Raw genomic sequence first — 11,599 nt, forward strand, 5'->3', positions numbered from 1 at the left:
AAGGAGACGAGCACCATGACCACGCGCCTGAGCGGCACCGGCCTGACCCTGGCCTACGACGGACGGACGGTCGCCGAGGACCTGTCCGTGGCGATCCCGGACCGGTCCTTCACGGTCATCATCGGTCCCAACGCCTGCGGCAAGTCCACCCTTCTCAGGGCCCTGTCGCGCCTGCTGAAACCGAAGGCCGGCACCGTAGTCCTGGACGGCGCGGACATCGCCTCGCTGCCCACCAAGCAGGTCGCGCGCATCGTCGGCCTGCTCCCGCAAGGCCCGATCGCCCCGGACGGCATCACGGTCGCCGACCTGGTCTCCCGCGGCCGCCACCCGCACCAGGGCCTGCTGCGCCAGTGGTCGCGCGAGGACGAGCGCGTCGTGGCCGAGTCGATGGCCGCCACCGGCGTGTCGGACCTGGCCGAGCGGGCCGTGGACGAGCTGTCCGGCGGCCAACGCCAGCGCGTGTGGACGGCGATGGTGCTGGCGCAGCAGACGCCCCTGCTGCTGCTCGACGAGCCCACGACGTACCTGGACATCGCCCACCAGATCGAGATCCTGGACCTGTGCGCCCGCCTGCACGAGGAGGAGGGCCGCACCCTGGTGGCGGTCCTGCACGATCTCAACCAGGCCGCGCGCTACGCCACGCACCTCATCGTGCTCTGCGACGGCCGGGTGGCCGCCTCCGGCCCGCCGGCGCGGATCGTCACCGCCGAGCTGGTGGAGTCGGTGTTCGGGCTGCCGTGCCGGGTGATCGAGGATCCGGAGACGGGGACGCCGTTGGTGGTGCCTGGGGCTCGGCGTCGGGGGCAGGCGGGCGGGAAAGCGGTCAGTATGCAAGCATGCTGACGCATACGTGCGTCACTCCATGTGGTGGCGTGGCCACGACAGAGCGTGAACCTCGGTAAGGCAAACCATGCACCTTCATGACGTTGATGGCGACTTCGAGAACTTCGCCGCGCGAAGGCTCGCCGAGGTACGACGCGGGCATGACCACCCCGACAGCCGTCTGATCAGGGCGTGGGCCGCCGGCCGTGGTATCTCCGTGGCGTCTCGTGGGCAACTGCCGGTCGAAGTCCTCGACGTGTACCGCCGAGAATTCGGGCTTGACCAGCCGGTGGCGCCGCGGGACTTCATCTGCGGACGCTGCGGCGCCCCGGTGGCCGTGCTGCCGCGCACGCGTTCAACTGTTGTGGTCCGCACGGACTTCTCCGACGATGACGCCTGGCGAGCCATCGGTACGGCTGTCCTCAAGCCCGTTGAAGAAGGCTGCCGCACCGACGCCGAGCTGCTGGACGACGCCGCGTTCCGTGGGCTGTCGACGCTGCAAGTGCTCAACCGGATCCCGAACGACTACGAGAACAAACTCCTCGTCATCGTCGACGAACTCGCCGTCGGTGTTCCGCGCCATCCGGTATTGGTCGTGGATCTGATCGACGAGCCGGGCCGGTCGCTGCGCGTCGAGCCGGCGGCGGTGGAGTCGATGGTCGACAGCATCAACACCGCGACGCTCCGGTTCGCGAGCTTCGAGCACTGGGCCGACGCCGACGGGATCGTGGTCGATCTCTGAAGATATATCGGACCGAAAAAGGTTCGGACACCGATATTAATGGTCCCGGAAATAGTGGTTTCCCGAAGCCTTTTGGGCGTCCATATATCGGACAAGAAATAGACGGGAATCCGAGACCGTGCCACTCTCTAGCCATGTCCCGCGATGGAGTGGCCCTGGTCGGTCGGCGATACGTCGACTTCGGACGGCTGTCCAGCGCCAGCTGTCCGGCCGTGTTCTGATCCGCCTGTGCCTGTTCAGGGCCGGTTCGCACCTGGGGTGCGGGTGATCGGCCAGTCATTTCCCCTTCCTTGATTCCAGCGGCTGCGACAAGCCGCCCGCCGGTGTGCCCGGCGATCCTTTCGGGAGCCTTCCTGTGATAGACATCAAGACTCTGGTACGTTCGGTCGCGGCCTTTGGCGCCGTCCTCGGGATCGTCGCCTCGGCCGCCGCGTGCGGGTCGTCGAAGAGCTCTGATTCCACGGCCAAGACCGCCGCCGCCGTCTCCGGCGGTTCGGCCGCCTCCACGGTGCGCCTGGGCTACTTCGCGAACGTCACGCACGCCACCGCCGTGGTCGGGGTCGCGCACGGCGACTTCGCCAAGGCGCTGGGGGCGGGCACGAAGCTCACCACGCAGATCTACAACGCCGGCCCCGCCGAGATGACCGCGGTGCTCGGCGGCCAGCTGGACGCCGCGTACGTCGGCCCCTCCTCGGCGCTGTCGGCCTTCGTGCAGTCCCACGGCGAGGCGCTGAAGATCGTCGCAGGGGCCACCGAGGGCGGCGCCGAACTCGTGGTCAAGCCCTCGATCACCTCGGCGGCGGACCTCAAGGGCAAGACCCTGGCGACCCCGCAGAAGGGCAACACCCAGGACGTGGCGCTGCGCTACTGGCTCAAGCAGCAGGGCCTGACCGCCAACCCCGACGGCACCGGCGACGTCTCGGTGGACCCGCAGGACAACGCGACCACCCTGGACCAGTTCAAGGCCGGCCACATCGACGGCGCCTGGCTGCCCGAGCCCTGGGCCTCGCGCCTGGTCAGCGAGGCCGGGGCCAAGGTCCTGGTGGACGAGCGCAGCCTGTGGCCCAACGGCCAGTTCTCGACCACCACGCTCGTGGTGGCCACCAGCTTCCTGACCAAGCACCCGGACACCGTCAGGGCCCTGATCGACGGCCAGATCGCCGCCAACCAGTGGATCACCTCGGACCCCACCGACGCCCAGAAGCTGGTCAACGACCAGCTGAAGGCGCTCACCGGCAAGGCCCTGACCGCCGCCGAGATCCAGCGCGCCTTCAGCGAGCAGAAGGTCACCAACGACCCCGACGCCCCCACCCTGCAGACCTCGCTGGACCACGCGGTCGCGGTGAAGCTGCTGAAGGCGACCGACCTGCACGGCATCTTCGACCTCTCGATCCTGAACGCCGAACTGCAGAAGAACGGCCAGCCGGCGGTCTCCGACGCGGGACTGGGCGCGAAGTGAGCGAGGAATCCACGAAGGCCGGCTCGGTGGCCGAGGCCGCCGGGCCGGAGGTGGACGGGGTGGAGCTGGACGGGCCGGTGGCGGACGGGGCGGTGGCCTCGGCCGAGGTCGGGGTCGGGGTCGAGGTCGAGGCTGAGGCCGGACCGGGCGCGGTGGGGGAGTCGGGCGAGCCTGAGGTTGTCGAGGCGGCTCAGGAGGCTGATGGCGGACCGGAGCTCTCGGCCGGCGATGAGCCGGCTGCCGATCCCGATCCCGATCCCGATCCCGAGCCCGAGCTTGAGGCCGAGGCTGATGCCGCCGAGCCGGAAGCTGCTGAGGTTCCCGAGCCCGGTGCCCCCGATTCCGAAGCCCCCGACGCCCTCCAAGAAGTCGAGGCCGGCCTCGACGCCCTGGAGACCGCACAGCCCACCGCCGTCCACGAGACCGGCAGGCTCGTGGCGGTCCTGCGCGCCGCCTATCCGCCGATCCTGGCCATCGTCCTCATCATCGCCGTCTGGCAGATCCTCTACGCGGCCAAGATCTGGCCGGACTGGAAGCTGCCCGGGCCCTCCGAGACGTTCTCCTCGCTGAAGAGCACCTTCTCCAGCGGCGATGCGCTGCCCTCGGTCGGGCACAGCGTCGAGCACGGTGCGATCGGCTTCTGTGCCTCCGTTGTCATCGGTACGCCGCTGGGCCTGCTGGTCGGGCGGCTGCGGCCGGTGCGGGCGGGGCTGGGGCCGATCCTGTCCGGGCTGCAGTCGCTGCCGTCGGTGGCCTGGGTTCCCCCGGCCCTGATGTTCTTCGGGCCGAAGCCCGCGATGCTGTACGCGGTCGTGCTGGCCGGGGCCGTGCCCTCGATCGCGGTCGGGGTGGTGTCGGGGTTGGACCAGGTGCCGCCGCTGTACCTGCGGGTGGGGCGCAACCTCGGCGCGCGCGGGTTGTCCTCGGTGCGCTATGTGCTGCTGCCCGCGGCGCTGCCGGGGTACCTGGCCGGGCTGCGGCAGGGTTGGGCGTTCTCGTGGCGCTCGCTGTTGGCGGCAGAGATCATCGTGGAGTCCGCGGATCTGGGGCACTCGCTCGGCTTCCTGCTGAAGAACGCCCAGGACTCCAACGACATGGCCGGGGCGTTCGCGGCGATCGTGCTGATCCTCGCGGTCGGCGTCGCGGTCAACCAGCTGCTGTTCGTGCCGTTGGAGCGGCGCGTGCTGCGAAGCAGGGGTCTTACATGAACTGAGTTTCGCGACGGCCTTCGCGTCGGGTCCCGATGGAATACATCGGGGCCCGACGCATTTTTGTGCCGTCTCACGCGTTCTCGAATAACAGGCATCGGACTTCCGGGATGCGAGACTGCCGGAACATCCATTGACGAAGTCGCAGTTCCGCTGTCATTCTCATGCTATGAACCAGGGCCGACTTCTTGTGGCTCGCCGTCACGTCGATCTGCGACGGACCGCGAGCGCCATCTGTCCTGACGTCCCGTAGCCCTGCCCTGCCGGCTATTTCTGTACGGCTTCGCGCCGCCGTTCTGGCGCGCCCTTCTCTTGTGTGAGCGCATTGCTTAACGGCTTTAGTGTTCCGCTTTTCTCGTCCTTTTCTAGGAGCTTCACCATGCCCTCGATCCTGGCTGTCTCCGGCAGTCCGTCGCCCACTTCCCGGACGGCGGCGGCCCTCGACCACGCGGCGGCCTGGCTGGCCTCGCAAGGCCATGCCACCAAGCATCTGGCCGTCCGCGACCTGCCGCCGGCCGACCTGCTCGCCGGCACGCGCGCCACGCTGGCCGTGCGGGAGGCCATAGCCGCCGTGGCCCAGGCCGACGGCGTCATCATCGCCTCACCGATCTACAAGGCCTCCTACACCGGCGTCCTGAAGGCGTTCCTGGACCTGCTGCCGGAGAACGCGCTGGCCGGAAAGGTCGTCCTGCCGGTGGCCACCGGCGGCACGGTCGGGCACCTGCTGGCCATCGACTACGCGCTGCGTCCCGTGCTCACCGCGCTGGGCGCCGACCACGTCGTGCCGGGCCGGTTCCTGCTGGACTCCGACATCGTGCGCGGCGAATCAGGGGACGCACGCCTTGCTCCGGAGGCCGACCGCCGGCTGACCGACACCCTGGAGCGCTTCTCCGACGCCCTGGGCCTTTACGGGGTCCGCGAGCTGGCGGCGGTCGGGCGATGAGCATCCTGGCACCGGTCCCCTCCGGCCCCACCAGACGCGGGTTCCTCGGCCTGGTCGGGACCGCCGCGCTGGCCGCCGGATGCGGCTCCTCATCCGGAGGGTCGGCCAAGAAGACCACCCGGTTGCGCTACCAGGGCTCGGTCGGCTCCGTCACGCCGCCGGAGCTGGCGGCCGACCTGGGATATCTGGGCCCTGTCACGCTGGACTGGGTCGGCAACACGACCAGCGGTCCGCAGGACATCCAGTCGGCGGCCACCGGCCAGACCGAGTTCGGCGGCGCGTTCAACGGCGCGGTCGCCAAGCTCCACTCCGCCGGCGCCCCGATCACCGCCGTCATCAGCTACTACGGCGTCGACCAGTACTCGTACAACGGCTTCTACACCCTGGCCGACAGCTCGATCAGCTCCGCGCAGGGCCTGTTCGGCAAGAAGGTCGGGATGAACACCCTCGGCGCGCACCTCGAAGCGGTCCTGGACATCTACCTCGGCCGCAACGGCGTCTCCGCGGGCGACGTCAAGAAGGTCGAGCCGCTGGTGGTGCCGCCGGTCAACACCGAGCAGTCGCTGCGGGCGCACCAGATCGACGTCGCGACGCTCGGCGGCGTCCTGCGGGACAAGGCCCTGGCCGACGGCGACATCAAGGCGTTGTTCACGGACTATGACCTGCTCGGTACGTTCAGCGCCGGGACCTATGTCTTCCGCAACGACTTCCTGGCCAAGAACCCTGACACCGTCCGCGCCTTCACCTCCGGAGTGGGCAAGGCGATCGAGTGGGCGCGCACCACGCCGCTGCCCGAGGTCGTCGACCGCTTCACCGAGATCATCAAGAAGCGCGGCCGGAACGAGGACACCTCGACCCTGAAGTACTTCAAGTCCTACGGCATCGCCGGCACCGGCGGCGTCGTCGCCGAGAAGGAGTTCGCCACCTGGATCACCTGGCTGGAACAGCAGGGCCAGATCCCCAAGGGCAAGGTCAAGGCGGCCGACGTCTACACCAACAAGTACAACTCCTTCGCCAAGGCAGGGAGCTGACATGGCCGCGACCGGCACCGCGGAGAAGATCCGCATCGAGGCCGTCAGCAAGATCTTCGACGTGCGCGGCGGCGAGGCCTTCACCGCGCTGGACGACGTCACGCTGCACGTGGCGCCGGGGGAGTTCCTGGTCGTGGTGGGCCCCAGCGGCTGCGGGAAGTCGACGCTGCTGGACCTCATCAGCGGCCTGACCAAGCCCAGCACCGGCCGGATCCTGCTGGACGGCGCGCCGGTGGCCGGCCCCGCCCTGGACCGCGGCATCGTCTTCCAGCAGTACGCGCTGCTGCCGTGGCGCACCGCGCTGCGCAACGTCGAGTTCGCTCTGGAGGCGCAGCCGCGCCTGGACCGGCTGAACCGCAAGAGCCGGGCCGAGCGCGCCCGGGAGTACCTGGACCTGGTCGGCTTGTCAGGGTTCGAGGACCGCTACCCGCACGAGTTGTCCGGCGGGATGCGCCAGCGCGTCGCGATCGCCCGCGCGCTGGTCGCCGACCCGGCCGTGCTGCTGATGGACGAGCCGTTCGCGGCCCTGGACGCCCAGACCCGCGACGGGCTCCAGGAGGAGCTGCTGCGGATCTGGCACAAGACCGGCACCACGATCGTGTTCATCACGCACGGCATCGACGAGGCGGTCTATCTGGGGCAGCGGGTCGCGGTGATGACCTCGCGGCCGGGCCGGATCAAGGAGATCGTCGACGTCCGCCTGGGCGAGCGGGGAGCCGAGGACGACGTGCGCTCGAGCGCGGAGTTCGCCGAATACCGCCATCAGGTCTGGAGCCTGCTGCGCGACGAGGTCACCGCTGTCAGGGAGGTCGTTTCCGTTGGCTGAGATACCGATCACGGCGACCGTCCAGCTGCTGAAGCGGACGGTGCCGGCGCCGCTGACCCGGGTCGGGTCGGGGCTGGCGGCGGTCGGCAAGCGCACCGTCGCGATCGCCGCGTTCCTGGCGCTCTGGGAGGTCGCGCCGCGCGTGGGCCTGGTGGACCGCACGTTCCTGGTGCCGTTCTCCGAGGCCGTCAGAGCCCTGATAGAGCTGGCGAAGGACGGCCAGCTGTGGGACAACACCCGGGCCAGCCTGGTCCGCTCGCTGTCCGGCTTCCTCATCGCGATCGGCGTCGGCGTGCCGCTGGGGCTGCTGATCGGCTGGTACCGGCCGGTCGCGGAGATCCTCGGACCGCTGCTGGAGGTGTTCCGCAACACCGCGGCCCTGGCGCTGCTTCCGGTGTTCATCCTGCTGCTGGGCATCGGGGAGACCTCGAAGATCGCCATCGTGGTCTACGCCTGCACCTGGCCCATTTTGCTGAACACGATCAGCGGCGTGCGCGACGTCGATCCGGTCCTGGTCAAATCGGCGCGCTCGATGGCGCTGCCGGCGCACCGGCTGTTCGCCAAGGTGATCCTGCCGGCGTCGCTGCCGACCGTGTTCACCGGCATCCGGCTGGCCGGCGCGTCCTCGATCCTGGTGCTGGTCGCCGCCGAGATGGTCGGCGCCAAGGCGGGCCTGGGCTACCTGGTCAACGCCTCGCAGCAGAACTTCGCCATCCCCGACATGTACGCCGCGATCATCGCCATCGCGGTGCTCGGGCTGGTCTTCAACCACCTGCTGGTGCTGCTCGAGCGCCGGCTCACGCGCTGGCGTCCGGCGACCGGCGCCTGACCGACTTTGTGAATTCGAGGACTGACACATGACCACCGACGCGAGACAGCTGCACCTGAACGCCTTCCTCATGGCGCCGGGGCACCACGACGCGGCCTGGCGCCACCCGGCCAGCCAGCCGCACCGGGTCAACGACATCACCTACTTCCAGCAGCTCGCGCAGACCGCCGAGCGCGGCAAGTTCGACTCGATCTTCTTCGCCGACGGGCTCGCGCTGTGGGGCGGCCGGGCCGGGGCGAACGTCACCGGCGGGCTGGAGCCGCTGACCGTGCTGCCCGCGATCGCCGTGGCCACCCGGCACATCGGCCTGATCGCCACCGCCTCCACCACCTTCAACGAGCCCTTCCACCTGGCCCGCCGCTTCTCCTCGCTCGACCACGTCTCCGGCGGCCGGGCCGGCTGGAACATCGTCACCTCCGGCTCCGTGATCGAGGCCAACAACTTCAACCTGGACGAGCACATCGACCACGCTGTCCGCTACGAGCGCGCCGCGGAGTTCCTGGAGGTCGCCACCCGGCTGTGGGACAGCTGGGCCGACGACGCGGTGGTGCTGGACAAGGCCGCCGGGGTTTACGCCGATCCCGAGCGGCTGCGCGAGATCGAGCACTCCGGCGACTTCTTCAAGGTGCGCGGGCCGCTCAATGTCCAGCGCTCGCCGCAGGGCTGGCCGCTGTTGGTCCAGGCCGGGTCCTCCGAGGACGGCAAGGAGTTCGCGGCCCGCTACGCCGAGGCCGTGTTCACCGCGCAGCAGACCCTGGCCGAGGCGCAGCGGTTCGCCGCGGACGTCAGGGCACGTGCCGCCGCCTTCGGCCGGGACGGCCTGCCGCTGATCCTGCCGGGAATCTGCCCGATCATCGGCGCCACCGAGGCCGAGGCCCGCGCGCTGGAGGACGAGCTCACCGAGCTGCAGGTCATCGACTACGGACTGGGTCAGCTCTCGAACATGCTCAACGTCGACCTGGCCGGCTACCGCCTGGACGAGCCGCTGCCGGAGGACGTCCTGCCGACCGAGGACGAGGTCAACGGCAACAAGAGCCGCTTCACCCTGGTCGCCGAACTGGTCCGGGAGCGGCTGACCATCCGGCAGATCATCGCCCGGCTCGGCGGCGGCCGCGGGCACCGCGTGGTGACCGGGACGCCGGAGCAGATCGCCGACGCGCTCGAGTCCTGGTTCCGCGCCGGGGCCGCCGACGGCTTCAACATCATGCCGCCGATCCTGCCGACCGGGCTGGAGGACTTCGTCGACCACGTCGTGCCCGAACTCCAGCGCCGCGGTCTGTTCCGGAGCGAGTACAGCGGGAGCACGCTGCGCGAGCACTACGGACTGGCGCGGCCCGCCGACCGCTTCACCGAACCCGCTGAATCCGCTGAATCCTCCGAGTCCGCCGAACCCCTGCTCGTCTCCGCATCGCAGCACTGAGAGGAAGATCCGCAATGACTACCGACTTCGACATCCGCCGCATAGGCGGGAGGATCGGCGCCGAGATCACCGGCGTCGATCTGACCGGCGACCTCGCCGAGGGCATCCTGAAGGAGGTCAAGGACGCGCTGCTGGAGCACAAGGCACTCGTGTTCCGCGATCAGAACCTCGACGACGAGGGCCAGATCCGCTTCGCGTCGCAGTTCGGCGCCCTCACCACCGCGCACCCGACCGTCCCCGGCATCGCCGAGCAGCCGCAGATCCTGCCGGTGGACAGCGAGCGCGGAGCGGCGAACGTGTGGCACACGGACGTCACGTTCGTGCAGTCGCCGCCGAAGGCCTCGACGCTGCGGGGTATCGTGATCCCGCCCTACGGCGGCAACACCCTGATCGCCAACACCGCCGGCGCCTACCGCGACCTGCCCAAGCCGCTGCGCGACCTGGCCGACACGCTGTGGGCCGTGCACACCAACGACTACGACTACGCCGGCCCGCAGGCGAAGGACGACGACGAGCGGCGGCAGCAGTACCGCGAGGTGTTCGTCTCCACGAAGTACCGCACCGCGCACCCGGTGGTCCGCGTCCACCCGGAGACCGGCGAGCGCGGCCTGTTCATCGGGGCGTTCGCGCAGGGTATCGAAGGCCTCAGCACGACCGAGTCGAAGGACGTCCTGCGACTGCTGCAGGCCTATGTCACGCGGCCGGAGAATGTGTTGCGGGTGCAGTGGAATCCGGGCGACGTCGTGGTCTTCGACAACCGCATCACGCAGCACTACGCGCCGGATGACTACGACTCGCTGCCCCGGCGCCTCAACCGCGTCACCATCGCCGGCGACGTGCCGATCGGCGTGGACGGCGCGGCCAGCCGGATCCTGGAAGGCGACGAGGCGGCCCACTACACCCCGGCGTCAGGCGGAAACCCCCCGATCACCATCCGTTGACGTCAACGTCAGTGGTTGCTAGTTTCCCGCATCACGGGCGGCGACGATTCCTCAGCCCCGAGGCCTCGGCCGCCCGTGATGCCACCACCGCCTGAACGACGGACGCGCTCTTCGGCGTGCCGCGGCGATCCCGCGCGCGCCGGAACGGACGTCCGGTACGGAACGCCGGCCGCGACCCCGCGCGCCGGCGCGCTTTCCCCCACATCGGAAGGAAGCACATGTTCCACGGTTCGTCTCAGCGGCGCCGCGTCGCCGCAGCCGTCGTCGGCTCTTCTCTGCTCGCACTCGGTTCGGCGGTGGCCACCGGTACCGCCTCCGCAGCGCCCGCCGCACCGGCCTCGAGTGCGGCGCACGCCAACCGGGGTCACGGCTACATGCCGGACGTCGCGGACGCGCAGGCGGCGCGGGCAGCCACGCGGCACGGCTCCAAGACGCTCACCTACGGCGGCGGCATCGACGGCATCGGCGTGATGGACGGGCAGCCTCAGGTCTACCTGGTGTTCTACGGGAGCCAGTGGGGAACACAGGGCACTGACGCCAATGGCAACCTGACCTTCAGCAACGATCCCGACGCCGGCGCGCCGACCGCGCAGATGATGTTCAAGGGCATCGGCACCGGCGGCGAGCAGTGGTCCGGGACCATGACGCAGTATTGCGACGGCCCGCTGGTCGCCAAGGGCGCCACCAGCTGTTCGGCCAGTGCGGCGCACGTGCCGTACCCGAGCGGCGGCGCGGGTGTGCTGGCCGGTGTCTGGTACGACAACACCGCGGCCTCCCCGCAGACCGCGTCGGGCAACCAGCTGGGCACCGAGGCGCTGGCCGCGGCCCACCACTTCGGCAACACCACCGCCGCGGCGAACCGGCACGCGTACTACGTGATCCTATCCCCGCACGGTACCAACCCCGACAGCTATCAGGGTGCTTACTGCGCCTGGCACGACTACAACGGCGACAGCACCCTGACCGGCGGCGCGGTCTCCTCCGACGTCGGCGACTTCGCCTTCTCCAACCAGCCCTACAACATGGACTCCGGCGCCGGCTGCGGCGTGAACTTCCTGAACACCGGCAGCAAGGGCACCCTCGACGGCTGGACGATGACCCTGGGCCACGAGTACTCGGAGACCCTCACCGACCAGAACCCGCCCGGCGGCTGGACGAACACCTCGACCGGCCAGGAGAACGCCGACGAGTGCGCCTGGCTCAAGGGCGTGACCGGCGGCGCGGGCAACGTCCCGATGGGGAACGGCACGTACACCGAGCAGGGCAGCTGGTCCAACGACACCAACAGCTGCGCGCTGACGCACGCGACGGTGAGCTGACCGGCGGGACGGCGAGAGCGAGAGTGAGAGCATGAGCCGGGTCCCGCGGTGGTCGCCGC

12 protein-coding genes are annotated in these 11,599 nt (G+C 69.7%); all 12 read left to right on the top strand.

The window, feature by feature from the left end; genetic code table 11:
- The first annotated feature begins 15 nt into the window (after positions 1 to 15).
- On the top strand, positions 16 to 843 hold the full coding sequence (locus ABIA35_RS33045) for an ABC transporter ATP-binding protein (RefSeq protein WP_370335006.1): 828 nt from the start codon (positions 16 to 18) through the stop codon (positions 841 to 843).
- A 310-nt stretch (positions 844 to 1,153) separates the two neighbouring features.
- Entirely contained in the window at positions 1,154 to 1,564 is a 411-nt protein-coding gene (locus ABIA35_RS33050) for a hypothetical protein (protein WP_370335004.1), read from the top strand.
- A gap of 355 nt (positions 1,565 to 1,919) precedes the next feature.
- The gene (locus ABIA35_RS33055) at positions 1,920 to 3,023 is read left to right on the top strand and encodes an ABC transporter substrate-binding protein (protein ID WP_370335002.1); all 1,104 of its coding nucleotides are present in this window, start codon (positions 1,920 to 1,922) and stop codon (positions 3,021 to 3,023) included.
- Positions 3,020 to 4,231, top strand: coding sequence for an ABC transporter permease (locus tag ABIA35_RS33060; RefSeq protein ID WP_370360583.1), 1,212 nt, complete (start codon positions 3,020 to 3,022; stop codon positions 4,229 to 4,231). Before ABIA35_RS33055 ends, ABIA35_RS33060 begins: the two co-directional genes overlap by 4 nt.
- Before the next feature lie 169 nt (positions 4,232 to 4,400).
- A complete protein-coding gene (locus tag ABIA35_RS33065; RefSeq protein ID WP_143765908.1) occupies positions 4,401 to 4,484 on the top strand; it encodes a putative leader peptide in 84 nt (27 codons plus the stop codon).
- Between the two features lie 126 nt (positions 4,485 to 4,610).
- Positions 4,611 to 5,174 (top strand): NADPH-dependent FMN reductase, encoded by a 564-nt coding sequence (ssuE, locus tag ABIA35_RS33070; protein ID WP_370334998.1) that lies wholly within the window; start codon positions 4,611 to 4,613, stop codon positions 5,172 to 5,174.
- Complete coding sequence (locus ABIA35_RS33075; protein ID WP_370334996.1) at positions 5,171 to 6,205, top strand: ABC transporter substrate-binding protein; 1,035 nt, start codon at positions 5,171 to 5,173, stop codon at positions 6,203 to 6,205. The genes ssuE and ABIA35_RS33075 overlap by 4 nt, the downstream gene beginning before the upstream one ends.
- 1 nt (position 6,206) lies before the next feature.
- Positions 6,207 to 7,031 (top strand): ABC transporter ATP-binding protein, encoded by an 825-nt coding sequence (locus ABIA35_RS33080; RefSeq protein ID WP_370334994.1) that lies wholly within the window; start codon positions 6,207 to 6,209, stop codon positions 7,029 to 7,031.
- Positions 7,024 to 7,860, top strand: coding sequence for an ABC transporter permease (locus ABIA35_RS33085; protein WP_370334992.1), 837 nt, complete (start codon positions 7,024 to 7,026; stop codon positions 7,858 to 7,860). Before ABIA35_RS33080 ends, ABIA35_RS33085 begins: the two co-directional genes overlap by 8 nt.
- 28 nt (positions 7,861 to 7,888) lie before the next feature.
- Positions 7,889 to 9,280 carry an LLM class flavin-dependent oxidoreductase gene (locus tag ABIA35_RS33090; protein WP_370334990.1) on the top strand — a complete coding sequence of 464 codons (1,392 nt, stop codon included), beginning with the start codon at positions 7,889 to 7,891 and terminating at the stop codon, positions 9,278 to 9,280.
- Positions 9,281 to 9,294: 14 nt separating this feature from the next.
- Complete coding sequence (locus ABIA35_RS33095) at positions 9,295 to 10,221, top strand: TauD/TfdA dioxygenase family protein (protein ID WP_370334988.1); 927 nt, start codon at positions 9,295 to 9,297, stop codon at positions 10,219 to 10,221.
- Between the two features lie 218 nt (positions 10,222 to 10,439).
- Positions 10,440 to 11,540, top strand: a complete 1,101-nt coding sequence (locus tag ABIA35_RS33100) for a hypothetical protein (protein ID WP_370334987.1) — start codon at positions 10,440 to 10,442, stop codon at positions 11,538 to 11,540.
- The last annotated feature ends 59 nt before the right edge of the window (positions 11,541 to 11,599 follow it).

Origin of the sequence: Catenulispora sp. MAP12-49, from assembly GCF_041262705.1 — a bacterium.
Lineage (GTDB): Bacteria > Actinomycetota > Actinomycetes > Streptomycetales > Catenulisporaceae > Catenulispora.